This window comes from Streptomyces sp. NBC_00663, assembly GCF_036226885.1.
In the GTDB taxonomy this organism is placed as follows: Bacteria; Actinomycetota; Actinomycetes; order Streptomycetales; family Streptomycetaceae; genus Streptomyces.
Genome location: NZ_CP109027.1, coordinates 8,749,691 through 8,771,951, shown reverse-complemented (window position 1 = coordinate 8,771,951; position 22,261 = coordinate 8,749,691). Strand labels below are relative to the sequence as shown.

General features: G+C 72.1%; 25 protein-coding genes. 10 read left to right on the top strand and 15 right to left on the bottom strand.

All coding sequences use genetic code 11. The features are described from left to right. Positions 1–57 precede the first annotated feature (57 nt). Positions 58–495: a MarR family winged helix-turn-helix transcriptional regulator gene (locus tag OG866_RS39930; protein ID WP_329342415.1), complete on the top strand. Its 438-nt coding sequence runs from the start codon at positions 58–60 to the stop codon at positions 493–495. 206 nt (positions 496–701) lie between these two features. Continuing rightward, positions 702–1,082, top strand: a complete 381-nt coding sequence (locus tag OG866_RS39925) for an anti-sigma factor antagonist (protein ID WP_329342414.1) — start codon at positions 702–704, stop codon at positions 1,080–1,082. A 6-nt stretch (positions 1,083–1,088) separates the two neighbouring features. Here OG866_RS39925 and tuf read toward each other — a convergent pair whose 3' ends face one another. Together tuf and OG866_RS39915 are read right to left on the bottom strand one after the other, a co-directional pair. Further along, entirely contained in the window at positions 1,089–2,282 is a 1,194-nt protein-coding gene (gene tuf / locus OG866_RS39920) for an elongation factor Tu (RefSeq protein WP_329342411.1), read from the bottom strand. A 55-nt stretch (positions 2,283–2,337) separates the two neighbouring features. Next, positions 2,338–3,291: a ribose-phosphate diphosphokinase gene (locus OG866_RS39915; RefSeq protein WP_329342409.1), complete on the bottom strand. Its 954-nt coding sequence runs from the start codon at positions 3,289–3,291 to the stop codon at positions 2,338–2,340. Positions 3,292–3,490: 199 nt separating this feature from the next. Here OG866_RS39915 and otr(A) point away from each other — a divergent pair, with 199 nt between their 5' ends. Continuing rightward, entirely contained in the window at positions 3,491–5,347 is a 1,857-nt protein-coding gene (gene otr(A), locus OG866_RS39910) for a tetracycline resistance ribosomal protection protein Otr(A) (RefSeq protein ID WP_329342407.1), read from the top strand. A 9-nt stretch (positions 5,348–5,356) separates the two neighbouring features. Here the strand turns inward: otr(A) and OG866_RS39905 are convergent, their stop codons facing one another. Beyond that, positions 5,357–6,547 (bottom strand): cytochrome P450, encoded by a 1,191-nt coding sequence (locus OG866_RS39905; RefSeq protein ID WP_329342405.1) that lies wholly within the window; start codon positions 6,545–6,547, stop codon positions 5,357–5,359. 143 nt (positions 6,548–6,690) lie between these two features. On the opposite strand from OG866_RS39905, the gene OG866_RS39900 reads away from it, so the two are divergent. Beyond that, positions 6,691–7,353 carry a DUF4230 domain-containing protein gene (locus OG866_RS39900; protein ID WP_329342403.1) on the top strand — a complete coding sequence of 221 codons (663 nt, stop codon included), beginning with the start codon at positions 6,691–6,693 and terminating at the stop codon, positions 7,351–7,353. A gap of 4 nt (positions 7,354–7,357) precedes the next feature. Here OG866_RS39900 and OG866_RS39895 read toward each other — a convergent pair whose 3' ends face one another. Genes OG866_RS39895 through OG866_RS39870 form a run of 6 tightly spaced genes read right to left on the bottom strand, consistent with a single transcriptional unit; the run spans position 7,358 to position 11,086 of the window. Next, entirely contained in the window at positions 7,358–9,118 is a 1,761-nt protein-coding gene (locus tag OG866_RS39895; RefSeq protein WP_329342402.1) for a complex I subunit 5 family protein, read from the bottom strand. Continuing rightward, on the bottom strand, positions 9,118–9,465 hold the full coding sequence (locus tag OG866_RS39890) for a sodium:proton antiporter (RefSeq protein WP_329342400.1): 348 nt from the start codon (positions 9,463–9,465) through the stop codon (positions 9,118–9,120). The genes OG866_RS39895 and OG866_RS39890 overlap by 1 nt, the downstream gene beginning before the upstream one ends. Next, complete coding sequence (gene mbhE, locus OG866_RS39885; protein ID WP_329342398.1) at positions 9,465–10,205, bottom strand: hydrogen gas-evolving membrane-bound hydrogenase subunit E; 741 nt, start codon at positions 10,203–10,205, stop codon at positions 9,465–9,467. Before mbhE ends, OG866_RS39890 begins: the two co-directional genes overlap by 1 nt. Continuing rightward, entirely contained in the window at positions 10,202–10,462 is a 261-nt protein-coding gene (locus OG866_RS39880) for a hydrogenase subunit MbhD domain-containing protein (RefSeq protein WP_329342396.1), read from the bottom strand. Before OG866_RS39880 ends, mbhE begins: the two co-directional genes overlap by 4 nt. Beyond that, positions 10,455–10,907, bottom strand: coding sequence for a monovalent cation/H+ antiporter complex subunit F (locus tag OG866_RS39875; protein ID WP_329342394.1), 453 nt, complete (start codon positions 10,905–10,907; stop codon positions 10,455–10,457). Before OG866_RS39875 ends, OG866_RS39880 begins: the two co-directional genes overlap by 8 nt. After that, positions 10,904–11,086 carry a hypothetical protein gene (locus OG866_RS39870; RefSeq protein WP_329342392.1) on the bottom strand — a complete coding sequence of 61 codons (183 nt, stop codon included), beginning with the start codon at positions 11,084–11,086 and terminating at the stop codon, positions 10,904–10,906. Before OG866_RS39870 ends, OG866_RS39875 begins: the two co-directional genes overlap by 4 nt. Positions 11,087–11,305: 219 nt before the next feature. Here OG866_RS39870 and OG866_RS39865 point away from each other — a divergent pair, with 219 nt between their 5' ends. Continuing rightward, the gene (locus OG866_RS39865) at positions 11,306–11,854 is read left to right on the top strand and encodes a VanZ family protein (protein ID WP_329342391.1); all 549 of its coding nucleotides are present in this window, start codon (positions 11,306–11,308) and stop codon (positions 11,852–11,854) included. Positions 11,855–11,857: 3 nt separating this feature from the next. On the opposite strand, the gene OG866_RS39860 is transcribed toward OG866_RS39865, so the two are convergent. Next, on the bottom strand, positions 11,858–12,631 hold the full coding sequence (locus tag OG866_RS39860; RefSeq protein WP_329342389.1) for a sulfite exporter TauE/SafE family protein: 774 nt from the start codon (positions 12,629–12,631) through the stop codon (positions 11,858–11,860). A gap of 178 nt (positions 12,632–12,809) precedes the next feature. Here OG866_RS39860 and OG866_RS39855 point away from each other — a divergent pair, with 178 nt between their 5' ends. Then, entirely contained in the window at positions 12,810–14,045 is a 1,236-nt protein-coding gene (locus tag OG866_RS39855) for a ricin-type beta-trefoil lectin domain protein (RefSeq protein ID WP_329342386.1), read from the top strand. 12 nt (positions 14,046–14,057) lie between these two features. On the opposite strand, the gene OG866_RS39850 is transcribed toward OG866_RS39855, so the two are convergent. Further along, on the bottom strand, positions 14,058–14,300 hold the full coding sequence (locus OG866_RS39850) for a hypothetical protein (protein WP_329342385.1): 243 nt from the start codon (positions 14,298–14,300) through the stop codon (positions 14,058–14,060). Positions 14,301–14,420: 120 nt separating this feature from the next. Between OG866_RS39850 and OG866_RS39845 the strand changes: the two genes are divergently transcribed. The 3 genes from OG866_RS39845 (at position 14,421) to OG866_RS39835 (ending at position 17,438) form a co-directional block, all read left to right on the top strand. Continuing rightward, positions 14,421–15,461 carry a PHP domain-containing protein gene (locus OG866_RS39845; RefSeq protein WP_329342383.1) on the top strand — a complete coding sequence of 347 codons (1,041 nt, stop codon included), beginning with the start codon at positions 14,421–14,423 and terminating at the stop codon, positions 15,459–15,461. A gap of 39 nt (positions 15,462–15,500) precedes the next feature. Beyond that, positions 15,501–16,157 (top strand): HAD family hydrolase, encoded by a 657-nt coding sequence (locus tag OG866_RS39840; protein WP_329342381.1) that lies wholly within the window; start codon positions 15,501–15,503, stop codon positions 16,155–16,157. A gap of 318 nt (positions 16,158–16,475) precedes the next feature. Then, positions 16,476–17,438 carry an SDR family NAD(P)-dependent oxidoreductase gene (locus OG866_RS39835; RefSeq protein WP_329342380.1) on the top strand — a complete coding sequence of 321 codons (963 nt, stop codon included), beginning with the start codon at positions 16,476–16,478 and terminating at the stop codon, positions 17,436–17,438. A 6-nt stretch (positions 17,439–17,444) separates the two neighbouring features. Here OG866_RS39835 and OG866_RS39830 read toward each other — a convergent pair whose 3' ends face one another. Then, positions 17,445–19,067, bottom strand: coding sequence for a helix-turn-helix domain-containing protein (locus tag OG866_RS39830; protein ID WP_329342379.1), 1,623 nt, complete (start codon positions 19,065–19,067; stop codon positions 17,445–17,447). Beyond that, the gene (locus OG866_RS39825) at positions 19,064–19,369 is read right to left on the bottom strand and encodes a helix-turn-helix domain-containing protein (protein ID WP_443063613.1); all 306 of its coding nucleotides are present in this window, start codon (positions 19,367–19,369) and stop codon (positions 19,064–19,066) included. Before OG866_RS39825 ends, OG866_RS39830 begins: the two co-directional genes overlap by 4 nt. Before the next feature lie 101 nt (positions 19,370–19,470). Here OG866_RS39825 and OG866_RS39820 point away from each other — a divergent pair, with 101 nt between their 5' ends. Then, the gene (locus tag OG866_RS39820; RefSeq protein WP_329342375.1) at positions 19,471–20,499 is read left to right on the top strand and encodes an SDR family oxidoreductase; all 1,029 of its coding nucleotides are present in this window, start codon (positions 19,471–19,473) and stop codon (positions 20,497–20,499) included. Between the two features lie 40 nt (positions 20,500–20,539). On the opposite strand, the gene OG866_RS39815 is transcribed toward OG866_RS39820, so the two are convergent. Then, entirely contained in the window at positions 20,540–20,773 is a 234-nt protein-coding gene (locus OG866_RS39815; protein ID WP_329342374.1) for a hypothetical protein, read from the bottom strand. An 84-nt stretch (positions 20,774–20,857) separates the two neighbouring features. Then, entirely contained in the window at positions 20,858–22,147 is a 1,290-nt protein-coding gene (locus OG866_RS39810; protein ID WP_329342372.1) for an ROK family transcriptional regulator, read from the bottom strand. Between the last annotated feature and the right edge of the window lie 114 nt (positions 22,148–22,261).

The following is a 22,261-nucleotide window of genomic DNA, read 5'->3' as shown; positions in this document are numbered from 1 at the left end:
TCATGGTCCGCAGTCTCATTACAGACAGGATTCCTGTCAATGCTCTAGGCTGAACTCATGCTCGACACCCAGGCGACCAAGGCGCCCCCGTCCCTGCTCTACATGGTGAAACAAGTGGAGCTCGTGGTCCGTTCCCACCTGGACGAGCTGGTCAGGCCGTCCGGGATCACAGCGCTCCAGTACACCGCGCTGACCGTCCTGGAGCGGCACGACGGACTGTCGGCCGCACAGCTCGCGCGGGACTCGTTCGTCACGGCGCAGTCGATCGCCGATCTCGTACGGTCGCTGGAGAACCGCGAGCTGGTGCGCCGGGAACGCAATCCGCGCAATCGCCGGGAGCTGCTGATCCTGCTCACCGACGCCGGCCGCGCGCTGCTGGCCCGGCACGAGGAGCCGGTCCGCGAGCTGGAGGAGCGGATGGTCCGGGAGCTCACCGCGCACCAGACCGAGCAGTTCCGGCAGGCCCTCTCCCGGGCCTGGCACGCCCTGTCCTGAGACTGGGCCGGAATTCACAGACATATGTCAATCGAACATGCTCAAATTCACTCCATCGAGGGTAACTTGCAGGACGGGGAAAGGACTTGCACGGACTCCGGGCACGGTGACACGGCGGCCACTCGTACGCTCGCCGCACGATGTCACCCCAGCCCCCGGTGACCTGCACCCCGTCACGCGAAGGGCCGGTTGGAGGCGATGTCGTCGTGCAGCAGGAACCTGCACCGATCGGTCGGCACCTGCACATCCACCAGGACCGGGGACACACGGTGCTGGAGTTCCGCGGCGAGATCGACATCGCGGCCGCCGTGGAGATCGTCCCCCACCTGGACCGGGAGACCGGGCGCGACCACTCCCGGGTCGTGATCGACCTGCGGCGGGTGGAGTTCTTCGACTGCTCCGGCCTGCGGCTGCTCTACCGCGCCCGCACCCGGGTCCTCGACCACGACGGACAGCTCCACCTGGTCTGCGCCCACCCCCTCACCCTGCGGATCATGCGGGTCACCGGGCTGCACCGGTTACTGCCGCCGCACGCGACGCTGGACGCGGCCCTGGGGCAGTCCGAGGCCACGTCCGGGTCGGTGTGACCGCGCCTACTTGAGGATCTTGGTGACCTGGCCCGCGCCGACGGTCCGCCCGCCCTCACGGATGGCGAACTTCAGTCCCTCCTCCATGGCGACGGGCTGGAGCAGCTGCACGTTCATGGTCGTGTTGTCGCCCGGCATGACCATCTCGGTGCCCTTGGGCAGGGTCACCACCCCGGTGACGTCGGTGGTACGGAAGTAGAACTGCGGGCGGTAGTTGTCGAAGAACGGCGTGTGCCGGCCGCCCTCGTCCTTCGACAGGATGTACGCACGCGCCTCGAAGTCCTTGTGCGGGGTGACCGAGCCCGGCTGGATCACCACCTGCCCGCGTTCGACGTCCTCCCGCTTGATGCCGCGCAGCAGCAGGCCCACGTTCTCCCCCGCCCGGCCCTCGTCGAGGAGCTTGCGGAACATCTCGATGCCGGTGACGGTCGTCCTCGTCTTCGTCTCGTGGATGCCGATGATCTCGACCTCCCTGTTGACGTGCAGCACACCGCGCTCGATCCGGCCGGTGACGACCGTGCCACGGCCGGTGATCGTGAACACGTCCTCGATCGGCATCAGGAACGGCTTGTCCACGTCCCGCTGCGGCTCCGGCACCGCCCTGTCGACCGCGTCCAGCAGGTCGAGCACGGACCGCGTCCACCGCTCGTCGCCCTCCAGCGCCCTGAGCGCGGAGACCTGGACGACCGGCACCTCGTCGCCCGGGAACTCGTACCCGCTGAGCAGCTCGCGCACCTCCAGCTCGACGAGTTCCAGGATCTCCTCGTCGTCCACCATGTCCGTCTTGTTGAGGGCGACGACGATGTACGGCACACCCACCTGCCGGGCGAGCAGGACGTGCTCCTTGGTCTGCGGCATCGGCCCGTCGGTGGCGGCGACGACGAGGATCGCGCCGTCCATCTGGGCCGCGCCGGTGATCATGTTCTTGATGTAGTCGGCGTGGCCCGGGCAGTCGACGTGCGCGTAGTGCCGGTGCTCGGTCTGGTACTCGACGTGGGCGATCGAGATGGTGATGCCGCGCTGCCGCTCCTCGGGCGCCTTGTCGATCTGGTCGAAGGGCGTGAACGGGTTCAGGTCGGGAAACCTGTCGTGCAGCACCTTCGTGATGGCCGCGGTGAGCGTGGTCTTGCCGTGGTCGATGTGACCGATGGTGCCGATGTTCACATGCGGCTTGGTCCGCTCGAACTTCGCCTTCGCCACGGGGGCCTCCAGGTCACCTGAGTGATGCCGGGCCGAACCCGGCTCTCCCTCCTGTCTATTCGCTCCGCGGCGCGTCGAACAGGGCGCTGACGGACTCGCCGTTGTGAATACGGCGCACCGCCTCGGCGAGGGCCGGAGCGATGGACAGGATGCGCAGTTTGTCGGTGCGCTCCTCCGCGGGAACCGGCACCGTGTTGGTGCACACGATCTCCAGTACGTCGGGCTGCTCACCGATCCGCTTGAGCGCCCCGGCCGCGAACAGCCCGTGCGTGCACGCCACGCGGATCGAGCGGGGCTTCAACTCACGCAGCCGGTCAAGGAGTTCGAGGACGGTGCTGCCCTTGGCGATCTCGTCGTCCAGGACGATGACATCCCGGTCCGTGACCTCGCCGATGACGTCGCTGATGCTGACCCGGTCGTCCGCGTACCGCTGCTTGGCCCCGGCCGCGACCTGGGCGCCGATGAGCCGGGCGAACGCGGCGGCCTCCTTGGCGTTGCCGAGGTCCGGGGAGACGACGGTGGTGCGCGAGAGGTCGTACTGCTGGAAATGCGCGGCCAGTTCACGCAGGGCGTGCAGATGGTCGACGGGCACCGAGAAGAAGCCGTGCACCTGCGGCGAGTGCAGGGTCATGGCGAGGACCCGGCTCGCGCCGGCCGACACCATCAGGTCGGCGACCAGGCGCCCGCCGAGCGAGATGCGGGGCGCGTCCTTCTTGTCGGAGCGGGCGTAGGAATAGTGCGGCATGACGACGGTGATCCGCCGCGCGGAGGCCCCGCGGGCGGCGTCGCACATCAGCAGCAGCTCGACGAGATGCTCCTGGACGGGCTTGACCAGCGGCTGGACCAGGAAGACGTCCCGCTCCCGGCAGTTGGCCTGAAGCTGCACCTCCAGGCAGTCGTTGGCGAACCGGCTGACCCGGGTGGGGCTGAGCGGCACACCGAGATGCGCGCAGACCTCCGCCGCCAGCTCGGGATGGGCACTACCGCTGAACACGGCGATGTCTCGCACGAACCGCTCCTCGCATGATCATCTCGGGCTGCCGCCCCTCATGCTACTGACCAGCGAAATTCGCTTGCGCCCCGCCCGCACCGGCAGGTCATCATGGCGACGTCCGTGTTCCCTCACGTCAGGATGACCCGCATGCGCCGACTCCTCGGAATCCCCCAGCCCTTCCACAGGCCCACGGTTCTCGAGGACTCATTCACGCATGCACACCCTGAACATCGGCATTCTGGCCCACGTCGACGCCGGTAAGACCAGCCTCACCGAGCGGCTGCTGTTCGAGCACGGCGCGATCGACCGGCTCGGCAGCGTCGACGCCGGTGACACCCGTACGGACGACGGGGCGATCGAGCGGCAGCGCGGCATCACCATCCGCTCGGCGGTCGCCGCGTTCACCGTCGGCGACACCCAGGTCAATCTCATCGACACCCCGGGGCACTCCGACTTCATCGCCGAGGTCGAGCGCGCCCTGGAGGTCCTGGACGGCGCGGTCCTGGTGCTCTCCGCCGTGGAGGGCGTCCAGGCACAGACCCGCGTCCTGATGCGCACCCTGCGCCGGCTGCGGCTGCCCACGCTCGTCTTCGTCAACAAGGTCGACCGTGCGGGCGCCCGCACGGACGGCCTGCTCGACGACGTCCGGCGGCTGCTGACGCCGCACGTCGCGCCGCTCACCTCGGTCCGGGACATCGGCACCCCGCACGCCCGGGTGCTCGCCGCGCCCCTCGCCGACCTGGCCGAGCCCCTGGCCGACGTCGACCCGGACCTCCTCGCGGCGGTCGTCGACGGCCCCGCGCCCACCCCGGCCGACCTGCACAAGGCCCTCGCCGCACACACGGCGGACGGCTCCTTCCACCCGGTCTTCTTCGGCTCCGCCCTCGGCGGCCAGGGCGTCGCCGACCTCGTCGACGGCCTGGTCCGGCTCGTCCCGCCGGCCCCGACGGCCGTGAGCGGCGCACCGCGCGGCACCGTGTTCGCCGTCCGGCCCGGCCCGCGCGGCGAGCGCACGGCGTATCTCCGGCTGTACGACGGCGAGGTGACGGAACGTCAGCGGCTGACGCTGCTGCGGCGCGACGCCGACGGCCGGACGGTCGAGGTCGCAGGACGGGTGACCCGCCTCGAAGTGATCGGCGGGAGCGGTCCGCTCACCGCGGGGAACATCGCGGCCGTCACCGGCCTCGCGGGCGTCCGCGTGGGCGACCGGCTCGGTGAACTCTCCGAACAGGCCGCCCAGTTCGCCCCGCCGACCCTGGAGACCGTGGTCTCCGCCCGTCGCCCCGAACAGGCGGCCCCGCTCCGCTCCGCATTGCTCGCCCTGGCCGACCAGGACCCGCTGATCCACGCCCGCCCGGCACCCGACGGCACCACCGCGCTGCTCCTCTACGGCGAGGTCCAGCTGGAGGTGCTGGCGGCGACCCTCGCCCAGGACTTCGGCATCGACACGGACTTCGAACCGGGCCGCGTCCGCTTCCTGGAGCGGCCACGCGGCGTCGGTGAGGCCTGGCTGGAACGGCCCTGGCTCGACGGCACCCGTTTCTGGGCCACGATCGGACTGCGGGTGGAGCCGGGAGAGCGCGGCTGCGGCGGAGTGTTCACCTACGAGACCGAACTCGGCGCGCTCCCCCGGGCCTTCCACCAGGCCATCGAGGACACCGTGCACACGAGCATGCGGACCGGGCTGTGCGGCGCGGCCGTGACGGACTACCGGGTCACCCTGATCCGCTCCGGTTTCGTCGCCCCGCTCAGCACGGCCGGGGACTTCCGCGGGCTCACCCCGTACGTGCTGCGCCGCGCCCTGGAACAGGCACGGACCCGGCTCTACGAGCCGTACCACACCTTCGAGACGGAGATCCCGCTCGACGCCCTGGCACCGGTGACCGCCCAGCTCTCCTCACTGGGCGCCGAGTTCACCGGCACCACGGGCGGCGGCACGGCATGGGTGATCACCGGTGAGCTTCCGGCCCGGCGGGTGCGCGAGATGGAACTGCGGCTGCCGGGCCTCACCCACGGGGAGGGGATGTGGTGGTCCCGTACGTCAGGCGACCGTGAACTGCGGTCGCACTGAACCGCGTTGTCACCATGACACCGGCAGATGCAGTGGACTGCGGGTCAGCTGTCCCACCCGCCACTCGATCGTCCCGGGCGTGAACTCGGCCCGTAGCCGCGGGAATCGGGCGGCGAGGTGGTGCAGGGCGAGTTCGAGTTCGAGGCGGGCCAGCCAGGCGCCGAGGCAGTGGTGGGGTCCGGCGCCGAAGGCGATGGAAGGCGCGGCGAGGGGCGCGGACAGGTCGGGCGGGCCCGGCGGGAAGACCTCGGGGTCGCGGCCGGCGGAGTTGGTCTGGACGGCGACCACACTGCCCGCCGCGATCAGCACCCCGCCGACCTCGACATCGGCGACCGCGCGCCGGATCAGGCCGGGCAGCACCCGCCCCTCGCTGAGCGGCACGGTACGCAGCAACTGCTCGGCCGCGGTCGCCGCCGCCTCCTCGTCGCGGGCGAGCAGCGGCCAGCCGTCGTGTCCGTCGGTGAGGAGGTAGACGACGGCGTTGCCGAGGGCGCTCATGGTGGTCTCGTGCCCGGCGACGACCAGCCCCAGGGTCAGGGTGATCAACTGCCGTTCCTCGATGCCGAGTTCATCGCCTGCGGCGACCAGCCCGCTGACCAGGTCGTCCCCCGGCTCCTTGCGCCGCTCGGCGATCAGCCCGGCGGCGAACGCGCCGAAGTCGGTCATCGCCGCCACGACCTCCTCGGCGGTGTGGGCGCCGCCGGACAGGGCGTGGTCGGCCCAGTGCCGGATGCGGTCGCGGTCGAGATGGTCCAGCCCCATGAGCCGGCAGATCACGGACACGGGCAGCGGACGCGTGAAGCCCTCCACGATGTCGGCGGGCCGGGGCAGGGCCGCGAAGTCGTCGAGCAGCGAGGTGACCACGGACGCCACCCAGGGCCGCCAGCGCGCGACCGCCCGCGGGGTGAACGCCCGCTGCACGGTGCCGCGCAGCCGCTGATGAGCGGGGCCGTCCTGGTTCAGCAGCCCGTTGGGGTCGTCCAGCAGATTCGGTACGAGGAGCAGCGGCGGGGCGTTCTCGGCATGCAGCGACCGGCGGTCGAACCGCGGGTCCATCAGCACCTGCCGCACCTCGGCGTACCGGGTCACCAGCCACACCGGGGTGCCGGTGGCGAGGGTCGTGAGCCGGGGCGGCCCGGACTCGGGAAGGCTGATGCGATGCATGGGACGCAACGGCCGGGACGCGCTCTGTGCACTCATCCGGTTCTCCAGAAGCACCGTTCGGAACGGCCTTCCACGCTAATGCGCCGCCCGTGCCTCCGTCAGCGGTGGCAATCGGCCAACGCCCCGGTCTGCCAAGGGCTTTGGGGGGCATTCGTTGAACAAGGAAGGAGGGCCGTCGCATGACGACTCCCATCAGGCGCATGTCCAAGCGCATGCCCGGCTGGGCGAAGCTCGTGAGTGCCGTCGTTCTGGTGCTCGTCGTGTTCTTCGCCGGTATCCGGCTGAGCGTGCTCCCGGGCCTCAAGGACCTGTTCGGCACCGAGACGCATGACCGTTCGGGGCCCGCCCTGCTCCAGTCCATCCAGGACATCAGCCGTTACGACGCCGCCTCCGGCAACTTCCAGGTCGTCGTGGACCTGGAGAAGGACGCCAAGTACCTGCCCGACGCCGTCCGCGGCACCCGCACCCTGTACGTCGGGGCCGGCACCGTCGACGCGTTCGTGGACCTCGGCAAGGTGGGCGACAACGACGTCACGGTCAACGAGGACCGTACGTCCGCCACGCTGGTGCTGCCGCACGCCCAGCTCGGCAAGCCCGCCCTGGACGCCGACCGCTCCTACGCGGTGTCCAAGCAGCGGGGCCTCCTGGACCGCCTGGGCGACCTGTTCTCGGACAATCCCAACAGCGAACAGGCCGTGCAGAAGCTCGCGGTGAAGCACATCCGCGACGCGGCGAAGGACAGCGCGCTGACCGGCCGCGCCGAGAAGAACACCACGGACATGCTCGAAGGCCTGCTGCGCTCCCTCGGCTTCAAGGAGGTGAAGGTCACCTACAAGGCCTGATCACCTACAAGGCCGAGACCCCGGGCAGGGCCAACGCCCCGAGCAAGGCGGCGCCCACCAGCAGCCACGCCACGTAATCCCCGATGTGCCCGGACTGAAGCCGGCGCAGCGGCTGCGCCCAGCCCGGGGCGAGCAGCTTCGGGCGGGTGACCGCCACGGCGGCGAGGCCCGCGGCGAGCAGGGTCGAGGTGATCCCCAGCAGGACACCCAGCGGGGTCCAGTGCACCGGGGCCACCACGATCCCGCCGGACCCGGCTTCGTTCACGGCGTGGGCGACCACGTCGGCGAAGCCGGGTGCCACGCCGACCGCGAGCGACGCGGCGAGCAGCAGTGCGGGCACCACCGTCATCGTGCCGGGCACCCAGCGCAGCCGTTGCCCGGTCTCGGGCTCCTCTGCGGAGCCGGTCGTCTCGTAGCCGCCGTCGTCCGACGGCCTGGGCCCGAGGCCGAGGAACACCCGGGCGGCGACGCGCAGCACGGCACCGGCCGTGACGGCGCTGACGGCGACGTACACCACGGTGAGGGGGCCGCCCGCGGCCTCCTCGGTGACGGCCTTGCCGAGTGCCGTGCCGAAGGGCGGCAGCCCGGCGAGACCGAGGGCGCCGAGGGTGAACAGGACGGCGACCCCGCGCAGTTGCCGTGCCCTGCCGTGCAGGGCGTGTTCGTCGACGCTGCCGTAGCGGTCGAGGAGGATGCCGGTGCAGGCGAACAGGGCGGCCTTCACCCCGGCGTGGCCGAGCAGGTACAGGGCGACTCCGTCGTCGGCCTCGGGTTTGAGGACGCCGACACCGATGAGGAACAGGCCGGTGTGGGCGACGGTGGAGTAGGCGAGCAGGCGTTTGATGTGGCGCTGGTACCAGCACATGACGGCGCCGATCGCGGCCGTCAGCACGCCGAGCACGACCAGCAGGCGTTCCAGGTCGTCGGCCGGGATGCCGCCAGGCCCGGAGAACACGGTGCCGTACACCCGCCAGACGCCGTACGTGCCGAGTTCGACCATGACGCCGGACAGCACCATGCACACCGGGGTGGGGGCGACGGCGTGTGCGTCGGGCAGCCAGAAGTGGAAGGGCACGGCCGCGGCCTTGACCAGCAGCCCGGTCAGGACGAGGACGAACGCGGCGAGGACGAGTGCGTCGGGTGGTCCGTGCGCGTCGAGGCCCCGCCCGATCTGTGTCATCGCCAGTTCGCCGGTGCGCGCGTACAGCAGGGCGATGCCCATGAGCAGGGCGTAGGCGCCGAGGGAGGTGACGACGGCGAAGGTGAGGGCGCCCTGCACCGCCCTGGCCTCCTCCACCCGGTGGCCGGTGAGGGCGTAGGCGCACACGCTCATCAGCTCGAACCACACGAAGGCGTTGAACAGGTCGCCCGCGAGCACGAAGCCGCACATGCCCGCCTGGAAGAGCAGCATCAGCGCCGGGAAGGAGCCGGCGTGCCGGCGCGGGGGTTCGTCGAAGTAGTGCCAGGAGTAGGCCAGCGCGGCGAGCATCAGCAGCGAGGCGAGCGCGGCCATGCCGAGCCCCGGGCCGTCGCCGACGAGGACGATCCCGACGCTCTGGCCGTTCACGGGAACCCAGCCGCCGACCCACTCGACCATGGGCGGTGAGGAGTCGAGCAGCAGCACGATCGCGAGGGCGGCCGTGCCCGCCGACACCGCACAGCCCACCAAGTCGGCGACGACACGGGGCACTCGGCGCCCCCCGGCGACCAGCAGGGCGGCCCCGAGGAGGGGGACGGCGACTAGGAGCGGCAGCAGGTGGTTCATCAGCCGCGCAGCTCCGAGAGTTCGTCGGGGTCGATGGTGCCGTGCCGCTTGGAGACCTGGACGACGAGCGCGAGGAGCAGCGCGGTGACGGTGGCGCCGACCACGACGTCGGTCAGCGTCAGCGCCTGGACGACGGGGTCGACCACCGGCCGCGACCCGGGCTTCATGTCGGAGAACACGGGCGCGGTCGCGTCGTCGCGGTAGCCGACGGCCAGCAGCAGGACGTAGGTGGCGCACTGGCACACGGACAGACAGCCGACGGCGTGGATGAGGTTCCGGCTGGTGGCGAGGCCGTAACAGCCCACCAGGAAGATCCACGCGGCGACGAGGTACGGCAGCACGTCCATCACGTCCCGTTCCCCTTCTCGATCTCGACGGCCTGGTCCAGGAAGCGGGCGAGCAGCACCACCACCGCGCAGGCGACCTCCATGCCGACGGCCGCGTTGAGCAGCGGGACGGTGCCGCCGGAGGAGAGCGTGTTGAAGGTGCCGTACGGCAGCAGGGTGTTGGCCAGGAACGCGGCGGAGCCGATGAGGCCCGCGATGCCGGTGACGAGGTAGGCGCAGACGGCGAGCGCGTCGCCGACCTCGTACAGGCCGACCGGTCGGATGCGTTCCAGGGCGCGGTAGTCGGCGCCCAGGTAGAGCAGGTGCAGGGAGGTGGCTGCGACGACTCCGCCCTGGAAACCGCCGCCGGGGCTGAGCTGGCCGTGGGCGATGACGTAGAGGCCGGTGAGCAGGGCGACGGGCAGGACGACGAGGGCGTAGCGGCGTACCGGGAGGGCCACCGGTTCGGCTTCGGGGCGGGCGCGGTGTTCGTCGCGGGTCTGCCGCAGCAGCACCACACAGCCGATCACGGCCGCGAACAGGATGGTCATCTCGCCGAGGGTGTCGAAGGCGCGCTGGTCGAAGTTGATGGAGGAGACGGTGTTGGCGGTGTGCCGGGCGAGGGACTCGCGCACGGCCCGGTCGCCGTACGGATGCCGGGCCCCGCCGAAGTCCGGCAGGTCCAGGCAGGCGGCCACGAGCAGCGCGGCGAGGCCGGTCCCGCCGACGGCCACGAGCCACAGCCGGACGCGCCGGCTCACTCCTGGTCCTCTCTCCCCCGGGCGCGCCGTCTGACCTTGCGGACGGCGAGCAGCAGCAACAGCGGGGTGAGCGCGGATCCCACGGCGAGCTGGGACAGGCCCACGTCGGGTGCCTGGAGCACGGTGAACAGCACGGCGAGGACGACGCCGAGGACGGACAGGACGAGCGCCTGGCGCACCGGGTCGCGGACCGCGACGGCGGTGGTGGCGGTCGCGGCGACCAGCAGCAGCACGACGACGATCACGGCGTCAGCCACGGCGGACCCCGCGGAATCCGCCGGACAGGGCGCGCGAGGCGACGACGTTGCCGCCGATCAGCAGCGCCCCGACCACGAGGAGTTTCACCATGGCCCGGCTCGGCCCGCCGGCCACGCACAGGGCGCCGACGACCACGGCACCGAACCCGGCGACCGCCCAGGTCACGCCCCAGGCGCGGGGCGGGTCGGCGGCCAGTTCGTCGGCGAGCAGCCGGGCGAAGACGAGGGTGCCGACCGGGCCGAGCAGGGCGAGCACCAGGGCGAGGTCGACGTACGACGGCCGGGTGTAGCCCTGCGACAGCAGCAGAAGGGCCGGGCAGGCCAGCGCGGTCGACATGTTCTGGGCCACCACCCGGCGCCGCAGCGGCCCGGTGGCGACGCCCCACAGGGCCGTGCCGAGCCCTGCGCCGAGGGCGACGGTCGCCCCGAGGATCCAGCCGTTCATCGTGCGGTCACCACCCGCCGGGCGGCGGTGGCCGCGACCGCGGCGACGGCCGCGGCGCTCGCCCCGACCACGCGTTCCAGGGTGTCCACCGTGCTGATGAGGACCAGCCACAGCGCCGCGAGCGCGATCCACCAGGCAAGCGCCTCGGCGACGGTGAGGAGGGTCGTACGCGGGTTCATGCGCCACCTCCTCACGGCCTGCCGGGCACGGCTTTCGCGCCATCCAAACACCGCCCCGGGGGCGGGTGGCGGCGGCGCGCGCGGGTCTCAGCCCGGAGTGCCCCACCCGTACGAAGGGAAACCGTGGGCACTCGTGACTGGACCCGGCGGCGCCGCATTCTCGGCGGCTGCGCGGGTAATCGCCTTACGACGCAGGGAAGTTGAAGACTGGAGGACCGCATGGCCCGAGCAGCCTTACGTCCGCGATCCGCGTTCCGCCTGCGCACCACCAAATCCGACAAGGCCGGGCCCGAACCGCCCGCGCCCGCTCCCAAGCAGCGGCGCAGCCCGCTCGCCGCCCTCCGTCGCCTGGTGGGGATGGTCGCCGCGTTCGCGTTCATGGTGGCCTTCGCGGTGGTGCTGGCCCGGCTGACGCTGGAGCCGTCGCCCGCGTCGGAGGCGCTGACGCACACCAATCTGCACCCGGGCCGCTCCCTGCGGGCCTATCTCGACCAGCCCGAACTGCGGGACGCCGTCAAGCAGATCGGCGGCAATCTGCTGCTGGGAGTCCCCTTCGGCGTTCTGGTCCCGGTGCTGGCGCCGCGGACCCGCGGGGTGCTGCGGGTGCTGCTGCTGACGGCCGTGGTGATGCTGCTGGTGGAGTTCGCGCAGGGCGCGCTGATCACGGGGCGTGCCTTCGACATCGACGACGTCATCCTCAACACCTCGGGGGCGCTGATCGGTTATCTGCTGCTGGGGCGGCGGCTGAGCCGGGCGGTGCACCGCTGAGGTTCAGCGGGTCGACAGCTGGACGATGGCCACGGTGCCGACCAGCACGATGAGCGTGCGCAGCACCGCCGGGCGCAGTCGACGGCCCGCCGCGGCCCCGATCTGCCCGCCGACGGCGGAACCGGCCGCGAGCAGACCGACGGCCGCCCAGTCGAAGTCGGCGGCGACCAGGAAGAAGAGCGCGGCGACGGTGTTCACGACGGCGACGAGGACGTTCTTGACGGCGTTGAGGCGTTGCAGGCCGTCGTCGAGGCGCAGACCCATCAGGGAGACGTAGATGATCCCCTGGGCGGCCGAGAAGTAGCCGCCGTAGACGCTCGCCAGGGCGAGCCCGACGAGGAGCGGCGGGCCGCCGTCGGCGTGGACCGGGGTCCGGCCGTTCCGTGCGCGGCGCTCGCGGAGCCATCGGCCGGTGAGGGGCTGGAGGGCGACCAGCACGAGGGCGAGTCCCACCAGGACGGGCACGATCGTCTCGAACGCGGCGGCCGGCAGGACCAGCAGCAGCGTGGCCCCCGTCAGCCCGCCCAGCATCGCGCCGACGCTCCACTTGAGGATGCGGCGGCGCTGTCCCGCGAGTTCCCTCCGGTAGCCGATGGCCGCGCTGATCGAGCCGGGGACCAGGCCGAGCGCGTTGGAGACGGTGGCGGTCACCGGCGAAAGACCGGTCGCGAGCAGCACGGGGAAGCTGATCAGCGTCCCGGACCCGACAGCGGCGTTGACGGCACCGGCGCCCACGCCCGCGGCGAGGACGGCGAGTATCTCTCCGAGGCCTTCCATGAGGTGATCTTAGGAACCGGAGGCTTCGGCGCCGGCCGAAGTGTCCCGGCACCGGGCACCACGCCTCGCCCTCTCCCCCTCTCAACTCCTGGTCCGTACCAAGGTATTGACGGGCGCTTATCTCACTTCTTAAATCAAGAGGCGACGCCTTCACCCCCCACCTCAGGAAGGGAGAGCCGTGGCAGCCCCACGCCTGCTCCGGAAGTGCCTGTTCGCCGCCCTGTCCGCCGTCCTCGTGGCCACCGCCGCGACGGGTTCCGCGCAAGCGCGGGCGGAGCAACCGGCCGCCGCCGCCGCGGCGGTGGCCTTCTCCGACACCTTCGACGGGCCCGCCGGCGCCTCCGTCGACACCTCGAAGTGGCAGATCGAGACCGGCGACAACGTCAACAACCACGAACGGCAGTACTACACGGCGGGCAACCGGAACGCGGCCCTGGACGGCCAGGGCCATCTGGTCATCACGGCCCGCCGCGAGAACCCCGCCAATTACCAGTGCTGGTACGGCACCTGCCAGTACACCTCGGCCCGGCTGAACACCTCGGGGAAGTTCACCGCGCAGTACGGGCACGTCGAGGCCCGCATGAAGATCCCGCGCGGGCAGGGCATGTGGCCGGCGTTCTGGATGCTCGGCACCCCGGTGAACTGGCCGGACTCGGGCGAGATCGACGTCATGGAGAACGTCGGCTTCGAACCCTCCACCGTGCACGGCACGATCCACGGCCCGGGTTACTCCGGCTCGGGCGGCATCGGCGCCGGCTACTCCCTCCCCGGCGGCCAGGCCTTCGCGGACGCCTTCCACACCTTCGCCGTCGACTGGGCGCCCGACTCGATCAGCTGGTCCGTGGACGGCACCGTCTACCAGCGGCGCACCCCGGCCGACCTGGGCGGCCGCACCTGGGTGTTCAACAAGCCGTTCTTCCTGATCCTGAACCTCGCGGTCGGCGGCTACTGGCCCGGCGACCCCGACGGCTCCACGGCGTTCCCGCAGCAGCTGGTCGTGGACCACGTCTCGGTGACGACCGGCGACACCGCCACGGGCGCCGCGATCAGGGGACTCGCCGGCAAGTGCGTCGACGTCGCCGGAGCCAACCCCGCGAACGGCACGCCCGTGCAGCTCTACGACTGCAACGGCACCGCCGCGCAGCAGTGGACCGTCGGCACGGACGGCACCGTTCGCGCGCTCGGCAAGTGTCTGGACGTGACGGGCGGCGGCACCGCGGACGGGACCGCCGTACAGCTCTACGACTGCAACGGCACCGCCGCACAGCGGTGGACCGTCACCGCCGCGCGCGACATCGTCAACCCGCAGGCCGACAAGTGCCTGGACGTGACCGGCAACAGCTCGGCCAACGGCACCCGGCTCCAGATCTGGACCTGCACCGGCGGCGCCAACCAGAAATGGACGGTCGGCTGAACGGCCGCGCCGTCAGCGCCGGTGCCGGGTCCAGGTGAACTTGTCGCCGCCCACCCAGCGGACCACCTCCGGGTCGTCCAGGTCGTGGACCGTGATGCCGAACGCGGCGGCGGCCTCCAGGACGTCGGTGACGGTCTTCGCCTCACCGACCACTTCTCCGTCGATCTCCACGATGCGGAACGGCGGTGTACCGGGCTGCACCCCGAGCACCATGATCCGCGGATGGGAGATGTGCGGGCTCGCGACTTCGGTCATGCAATAGAGCGTAGAACGCATTCCGGATCGGCGAACCGTACCGGCTGTCCTCGCGGGCCCACCGTGCGGTCCCCTCCGGGCTGGGGAACCCTGGAAGGGACCGCGGCCGAGGAGGTGTCGATGGAGCCCGTGGCGGCGCTGGACCGGATCGCCTTCCTGCTGGAGCGGTCGCTCGCACCCACCTACCGGGTGCGCGCCTTCCGTACGGCCGCCCGGGTGCTGGCCGGACTGCCGGAGGCGGAGCTGCGCGAGCGGGCGACCGCCGGGACGCTGGAGGCGCTCAAGGGCGTCGGCCCGAAGACCGCGCAGGTGGCGGTCGAGGCGCTGGCGGGGCGGACGCCGGGGTATCTGGAGAAGCTGGAGGGCGAGGCGGCGAAGCGGCCCGCCGTGCGCGGCGGCGAGGGGCTGCGGGACCTGCTGCGCGGCGACTGCCATCTGCATTCGGACTGGTCGGACGGGGGCAGCCCGATCGACGAGATGGGCCGGACCGCGGCGGAACTGGGGCACGAGTGGGCCGTGCTCACCGACCATTCGCCGCGCCTGACCGTGGCCCGCGGTCTGTCGCCGGAGCGGCTGCGCGAGCAGCTGGCCGTGGTGGCGGAGCTGAACACGACCTGGGCGCCGTTCCGGCTGCTCACCGGCATCGAGTGCGACATCCTCGACGACGGCTCGCTCGACCAGGAGGAGGAGCTCCTGGAACGGCTCGACGTCGTGGTCGTCTCCGTGCACTCCAAGCTGCGCATGGACGCCCGCTCCATGACCCGCCGCATGGTGGCCGCCGTACGCAATCCGCACGCGGACGTCCTCGGGCACTGCACCGGACGGCTGGTCACCGGGCGTGGGCGGCCCGAGTCGGAGTTCGACGCGGACGAGGTCTTCGCCGCGTGCGCGGAGTCGGGCACGGCCGTGGAGATCAACAGCCGGCCCGAAAGGCTCGACCCACCCCGGCGGCTGCTGCGCCGGGCCGTGGCGGCCGGCACGCTCTTCTCGATCGACACCGACGCGCACGCGCCCGGCCAGCTCGACTGGCAGATCCTCGGCTGCGCCCGGGCCGAGGAGTGCGAGGTACCCGCAGAGCGGGTGATCACCACCTGGTCCATGGACGAGCTGCTGGCCTGGACCCGGGACCGGCGTACGCCGTCCCGAGTGGTCGGCTCCTGAGGTGGTACCCGTGCCAGAGGACGACGGAAGGACGGGCGTATGGAACGAGCGGCCGTGTTCGATGTCGACGGCACCCTCGTCGACACCAACCATCTGCATGTGACCACCTGGTGGGAGGCGTTCCGCCAGGCGGGCCACGACGTGCCCATGCACGCCGTCCACCGGGCGGTGGGGCTCGGCTCCGACGACCTCGTCGCGCATCTGCTCGGCGACGACCGGAACAAGGACGAGGCCGAGCGGCTCAGCGCCGCGCACAAGGCCCTCTACGGGCAGTACTTCGACCGGCTGCCCCCGCTGCGGGACGCCGGACGGCTGCTGCGGCGCCTGCACCACGAGGGCTGGGCGGTGGTGCTCGCGACCTCGGCGGGCGGAGCCGAGCTGTCCGCGCTGCGGCGCGCGATCGGCGCGGACGACGCGATCACGGCGACGGCGAGCGCCGACGACGTCTCCGAGGGCAAGCCCGCCCCGGAGCCCGTGGAGCACGCGCTGGAGCTGGCGGGCGTCCCGGCCGAGCGAGCGGTGTTCGTCGGCGACACGGTGTGGGACATGAAGGCGGGCAGCCGGGCCGGGGTGCGCTGCGTGGCCGTACTGTGCGGCGGCATCCCGCGCGCCGACCTGGAGGCAGCCGGCGCGGAAGCGGTCTACGACGACCCCGCCGACCTGCTCTCCTCGCTCCCGGACAGCCCGTTCGCCTGACTCCCGTTCGGCCAGTGACGCACCTCACGCCATAACGCGACAGTCCGGGGAACACCCCAGGGTGGTTGCCCGTTGAACCACACGTGGGTACGGACGGGACAGTGTCCCCGGGCCTCACCTTTTGCCCACAGGGACGATCGTTCGGCTGAAGCCCTGTGGAGCCTTTCGCCGAGAGGCGACCGCCGTCCGTGCCCACCACAGGACCGCCCCGACCGTGATTCCCCCGTCCCGGTCGGGGCTTTCTCCTGTCCGCTCCCTCCGCCGGCCGTCCGGGGCGCGCTTGACTTCGAGAGCACTCCAATTCGTAGCGTTCCGAGCATGAGCACTGCACAGCACAAGATCGGTTCGGGATACGACGCCCACAGCACCGCCGACGACGTCCTCGCCGGCATCGACCTGTCCGGGAAGCTCGCCGTGGTCACCGGCGGCTACTCGGGACTCGGCCTGGAGACGACCCGTGCGCTCACCGAGGCGGGCGCCCGGGTGGTCGTCCCGGCCCGCCGCCCCGACACCGCGCGTGAGGCGCTGGCGGGCATCGACGGCGTCGAGGTGGACACGCTCGACCTCGGCGACCTGGAGAGCGTGCGCGCCTTCGCCGAGCGCTTCCTCGCCTCGGGCCGCACGATCGACCTGATGATCGACAACGCCGGGATCATGGCCTGCCCCGAGACCCGGGTGGGCCCCGGCTGGGAGGCCCAGTTCGCCACCAACCACCTCGGTCACTTCGCCCTGGTCAACCGGCTGTGGCCGGCGATCGCCCCCGGCGGTGCCCGCGTGGTCTCCGTCTCCTCGCGCGCCCACCACTTCTCCGGTATGCGCTGGGACGACGTCCACTGGACGCGGGGCTACGACAAGTGGGAGGCCTACGGGCAGGCGAAGACCGCGAACGTCCTGTTCGCCGTCCACCTCGACAAGCTCGGCGCCGACCGCGGCGTGCGCGCCTTCTCCCTCCACCCGGGCGGCATCCACACCCCGCTCCAGCGCCACATCCCCCGGGAGGAGATGATCGAACGCGGCTGGATGGACGAAGACGGCAACGTCGTCAACCCCGGCGCGTTCAAGACCCCGGAGCAGGGCGCGGCCACCCAGGTGTGGGCGGCGACCTCGCCGCAGCTGGGCGGCATGGGCGGCGTCTACCTGGAGGACTGCGACATCGCCGAGCCCGCCGTCGACGGCGACGCGAGCGGCGGCGTCAAGTCCTGGGCGACCGACCCGGAGCAGGCGGCCCGCCTGTGGGAGCTGTCGGCGGAACTGACCGGCATGAACGCCTTCGCGTCCTGAGCGGTCCTAGTCCTCCTCGCCCGCTGCCGTGGGGTCGGGTTCCTCGCCGACGGTGTACGTGTCCTTGACCTTCACCTCGGAGACCCCGCGGCCCTCGGGGAAGACCCGCCGCCAGTCGCCGATCACATGGAGCTCGTCGGTGCCCATGGCGCGGACGACCGTCAGGCCCTCCTCATGGGCCTTGAGCGCCTTCATCCAGAGGTTGGCGAAAGCCTGCGAGCGGATGAGGTGCATCCAGTCGGGGCGGTACAGCTCCCGGTTGTAGTTCGACTCCCCCATCGTGGAGACGAACTTGGAGTACATCGCCTTCACGTACTCCAGCGTCACCTCGTCGTCCTCGGCGATCGCCCGGTCCCGGGCCCCCTTCAGCGCGACCCGGAACTTCTCCAGCAGGCCCTCGGTCGCGCCCGAGGTGAACGACTCATGGATCTCAGGCGGGTCGCACAGCCCGTACTTCGGCCCCGACAGCCGCAGCAGCAGCCGCAGCGTCGGTTCGGTGACCCAGAGCGGGCCGGGCTCGTCGCGGTTGCCGATCGGGTTGGGCAGCCGGTCCTCGTGGTCCCAGGCGGGCGGGGTGATCAGATGGACGCCGGCGCGGCGGCGGTCGTGGTCGAAGCCGGTGGAGTGCTCCAGCTGGCCGATCGGCAGATGCGTCTTGAGCGCCGACAGGTACGCCCCGTTGACGTCGAGCGCGGTCACCTCGTGCGCGCCGGGCGGGAGGTCGGTGCGCGCCCACTTGGGGCGCGCCTCCCAGATCCGGTCGGCGCCGCGGGCGGTCTGCTTGCGCAGGATGTCCGGGATCCAGGGGTGCGCGACGACGTCGTACCGGCCGCCCTTACGGGTCTCGTCCAGCAGCGCCATCGCGTCCGGGATGGCCTTCTTGACCAGCGCCGCGGTCGCCGCCTCCAGATCGCCGCTGTGCTTCTTGAGCGCGGCGGCCACCGCGGCCCCGATCAGGTCGGGGCTCTGGTCCGCGGTCTGCATACGGCGGCCGACGGGGACGACCCGTACGGGCTTGGCGGCGCGGTCACGCGAGGCGGGGGCCCGCTCGTGGCGCCCGGCGCGGGCGTCCTCGGCAGCCACCGGCGCCGTCCGCCCAGCCGGACCGGGCTCGGCGGACGCGGGCGGATCGGCCGCCGGGTCCGGCTGTACGGGCGCTGCCGTACCGCAGTCGGCGGGGTCCAGGTGCTGCGGGAAGCCCGCGACCTGGTGCCGGGCGGGCATGCCGCACAGGACGCAGGGCTCGGGGGACGGGAGGGCCTCGACCTCGTCGGCCTCGCCCGTGTCGCCGGCCTCCTCCCGGGGCGCGTCGGCCTCGTCGGCACCGTCCCGCGGTTCTACGACGTCGGCGGCGTCCGGCGCCCCCTCCGCCGTCTCGGCCGTCTCCGCCGCCAGCTTGGTCCGGGCCCCTTCCAGGAAGTACGCGTACTTCTCGCGCACCTCCCCGCCCGGGTCCCGCCCCGACTCCCAGCCGCCGACGGTGGACGGGCTCACGCCGAGGGCCTGGGCCACCTGGGCGCGGGAGAGGTTGAGCCCCTCGCGCAGGCTCCGCCGTACGTCGGCCGGGGGCAGCGGCACTTCCTGGCGGGCCTCGGCCAGCAGGGCGTCGATCGCGTCGAAGTCCGTCATCGGGCCACCGCCGTCGAGCCACCGGAGCGGCGGCGCAGCACGGGCAGGGTCTCGCAGGCCCGGGTCGGTCCGGCGAGGAGGTCGAGGACGTCGATGCCGAAGTGCGCGGCCAGCGCGTCGCAGTCGGCCAGGCTCCAGGCGGCGCTGCCGGACTGGCGGCGGCTCACCTGCGCCTGGCTCACGCCGAGCGCGAGAGCGAGGTCCGCCTGTGACTCACCCGTCGCGTGCATCAACGCCGCCACCGACGACCTCACTCGTTCTCCCAAGGACAGTCCCACCCCGCCCACCCTACCCGGCCTCATGCGTCTGCCGTATGAGACATGCTGCCCGCGCAAGGCGCGTCGCGGCCCGTCGCCCGGGTACTCGGGTGCTCCCCGCAGCGCGAGGCCGAGAGGAGCCGAACGTGAGCAGCACAACGGGCAGCAGGATCGTCGTCACGGGCGCCACCGGCAACGTCGGAACCAGTGTGGTGCGGCTCCTGTCGGAGGATCCGGAGGTCGGCTCCGTGGTGGGGCTGGCCCGCCGGGCTCCGCAGTGGTCGCCGCCGAAGACGGACTGGGTCACGGTCGACCTGTCCGCCGAGGAGACGGATCTGGCGGCGGAGTTCGCCGGCGCGTCCGCCGTCGTGCATCTGGCCTGGGCGTTCCAGCCCACGCACGATCCGGCGGTGACCTGGCGCACCAACGTCCTCGGTTCCATCCGGGTGTTCGAGGCGGTGGCAGCGGCCAAGGTGCCGGCGCTGGTGCACGCCTCGTCGGTCGGGGCGTACTCGCCGGGCCCGAAGGACGAGGCCGTGGACGAGTCGTGGCCGACGCACGGCTGGCCGGACGCCGCGTACTGCCGGGAGAAGGCCTATCTGGAGCGGGCCCTGGACACCTTCGAGCGCGACCATCCGGAGGTGCGGGTGGTGCGGATGCGGCCGGCGTTCCTGTTCAAGCGGGAGTCGGCGAGCGAGCAGCGCCGGATCTTCGGCGGTCGTTTCCTGCCCGGGCCGCTGGTCCGTCCGGAGCTGCTGCCGTTCCTGCCGGACATCCCGGGACTGCGGGTGCAGGCACTGCACACGGACGACGCGGCCAAGGCGTACCGGCTCGCGGTGCACTCGCAGGCGCGGGGCGCCTTCAACCTGGCCGCCGAGCCGCCGGTGGACGCGGAGCTGCTGGGCGAGCTGCTCGGTGCCCGCCCGGTCCGGCTGCCGCGCACCGCGGCCCGCTCGGCGATCGCCGCCGCCTGGGGCCTGCATCTGCTGCCCGCCTCGCCGCACCTGTTCGACGCGGTCCTGCGCCTGCCCCTGATGGACTGCACCCGCGCCCGCACCGAACTCCGCTGGCGTCCGGAGCACACGGCGAACGAGGTGCTGGAGGAGTTCCTGGGCGGGCTCCAGCAGGGAGCCGGGGCCGGCACGGAACCGATGCGGGGGCGGAAGGCGAGCTGAACCGTCCCCCTGACGGAGACCGTCCCCCTGACGGTCTCCGTCAGTCGGCCGGCTCCTGCGGTTCCGGATGCTCCGAGTGGACGTCGGTGGAGCGCGGTGCGCCCTGACGGCCCGTGCCCGCCTCGTCCGTGTCGGGGACGTCGGCGTCGGCCTCGTCCTCCTCGGACAGCTCGGGATCGGCGTCCCAGCGGTCCTCCTCCTGCCCGGCCTGCTGGTCCGGCAGGTCCCTGGGGACGGGCTCGCCGTCCGGGCCCGTGCGGTGCTTGTCGGCCACGGCGTCCTCCCTTCACGTGGTACGGGAGACACGCGAGTACCTCCGCAGGTCACCGGCGAAACCCGACGACCGGCACCCGGACGCTCAGTGCGGTGCCCGCTCCTCCAGCGCCGTCCGCCATGCCGGGTGCGGCCCTTCGGGGGCGGGCTCGGGACGGCGGCCGCCACGGGCGAAGAAGTCGGCGAGCGGCAGGATCGCGGCACCGACCGTGACCGCGTCGGGGCCGAGCCGGCCGAGGTCGATGGTGACCTTCTCGGCCGGGTGCCGCAGGGCGTACGAGGCGGCGTGGCGGCGTACGGCGGGCAGGAACCGGGTGCCCAGCTGGAGCCCGGCCCAGCCGCCTATGAGGATGCGCTCGGGCTGGAAGAGGTTGATCAGGTCGGAGAGCCCGGCGCCCAGGTACTCGGCGGTCTCCTCCAGCACCGCCAGCGCCACCGGGTCGGCCGTGCCGCCGTCGGCCGGGTAGGCGGCGGCCAGCATCGCGGTCAGCGCGGTCTCCTCGTCGGTGCCCTCGGGCGGCCGGCCGCCCTCCTCGCGCCAGCGGTCGAGCAGTGACTCGGCGCCCGCGTACGCCTCCAGGCAGCCGAGCGCACCGCACCGGCAGCGACGGCCCCGCACCCGTACCGTCAGATGCCCCCACTCGACCGCCCGGCCGTTCTCCACCTCGGGCGTGACGAGACAGGCGCCGACGCCGGAGCCGAAGAGGACGACGACCGCGTTGTGCGCGCCGCGTCCGCCGCCGAACCACATCTCGGCCTGGCCGAGGGTCTTGGCGCCGTTGTCGATGAAGTACCGGACGGTATCGGGGAGCCGGGAGGTCGAGCGGAGCAGGGCCTCCAGCGGGACGGCGTCCCAGCCGATGGTCTGGCCGTGCACCACCGCGCCGCGTTCCGCGGTGCGTTCGACGATGCCGGGGACGCCGATGCCGACGCCGAGGAGTTGTTCGGGGGCGATGCGCGCGTCGACGAGGACCTCGGCGACGCCGTCGCGGATGTGGCCGACGATGTCCTCGACGTCATAGCGCCGCTCGGTCAACGGCCGCTCCGCGCGGGCGAGTTCGGTGAGGGTCAGGTCGAACAGCTCGACCCGGACCCGGGTCTCGCCGACATCGACACCGATCATGTGGCCACTGCCGGGTGACACGCGCAGCAGGGTGCGGGGACGGCCGCCGTCGGAGTCGACGCTGCCCGCCTCCTCCAGCAGGCCGTCGGCGACCAGGTCGGCGACCACATTGCTGACGGAGCCGGAGCTGAGGCCGGTCGCCGGGCCGAGTTCGAAGCGGCTGAGGGGCCCGTCGAAGTAGAGCCGTTGCAGCACGGCCGTCCGGTTGGCCCGCCTCAGATCGCGTACCGTGCGCCCGTTCCGCCCCGCCATGTGGCTCCCTCCGAACCCTGTCCGACCTGCAACATACCGCTGCGGGGGCACGGAAGGCGACTTTCCCCACCTTCTTAATTCACGATGTGAACTATGAGGGGTCCCGCATGACCC

Bases quoted from the DNA above. Each gene is read 5' to 3' on its own strand.
- OG866_RS39875 (WP_329342394.1), bottom strand. From the start codon at position 10,907: ATGAACGGCTGGATCCTCGGGGCGACCGTCGCCCTCGGCGCAGGGCTC.
- OG866_RS39840 (WP_329342381.1), top strand. From the start codon at position 15,501: ATGGAACGAGCGGCCGTGTTCGATGTCGACGGCACCCTCGTCGACACC.
- OG866_RS39845 (WP_329342383.1), top strand. From the start codon at position 14,421: ATGGAGCCCGTGGCGGCGCTGGACCGGATCGCCTTCCTGCTGGAGCGG.
- OG866_RS39905 (WP_329342405.1), bottom strand. From the start codon at position 6,547: ATGAGTGCACAGAGCGCGTCCCGGCCGTTGCGTCCCATGCATCGCATC.
- OG866_RS39825 (WP_443063613.1), bottom strand. From the start codon at position 19,369: ATGAGGCCGGGTAGGGTGGGCGGGGTGGGACTGTCCTTGGGAGAACGA.
- OG866_RS39860 (WP_329342389.1), bottom strand. From the start codon at position 12,631: ATGGAAGGCCTCGGAGAGATACTCGCCGTCCTCGCCGCGGGCGTGGGC.
- OG866_RS39865 (WP_329342391.1), top strand. From the start codon at position 11,306: ATGGCCCGAGCAGCCTTACGTCCGCGATCCGCGTTCCGCCTGCGCACC.
- OG866_RS39930 (WP_329342415.1), top strand. From the start codon at position 58: ATGCTCGACACCCAGGCGACCAAGGCGCCCCCGTCCCTGCTCTACATG.
- OG866_RS39810 (WP_329342372.1), bottom strand. From the start codon at position 22,147: ATGGCGGGGCGGAACGGGCGCACGGTACGCGATCTGAGGCGGGCCAAC.
- OG866_RS39835 (WP_329342380.1), top strand. From the start codon at position 16,476: ATGAGCACTGCACAGCACAAGATCGGTTCGGGATACGACGCCCACAGC.
- OG866_RS39890 (WP_329342400.1), bottom strand. From the start codon at position 9,465: ATGGACGTGCTGCCGTACCTCGTCGCCGCGTGGATCTTCCTGGTGGGC.
- OG866_RS39850 (WP_329342385.1), bottom strand. From the start codon at position 14,300: ATGACCGAAGTCGCGAGCCCGCACATCTCCCATCCGCGGATCATGGTG.
- OG866_RS39900 (WP_329342403.1), top strand. From the start codon at position 6,691: ATGACGACTCCCATCAGGCGCATGTCCAAGCGCATGCCCGGCTGGGCG.
- OG866_RS39870 (WP_329342392.1), bottom strand. From the start codon at position 11,086: ATGAACCCGCGTACGACCCTCCTCACCGTCGCCGAGGCGCTTGCCTGG.
- OG866_RS39895 (WP_329342402.1), bottom strand. From the start codon at position 9,118: ATGAACCACCTGCTGCCGCTCCTAGTCGCCGTCCCCCTCCTCGGGGCC.
- OG866_RS39830 (WP_329342379.1), bottom strand. From the start codon at position 19,067: ATGACGGACTTCGACGCGATCGACGCCCTGCTGGCCGAGGCCCGCCAG.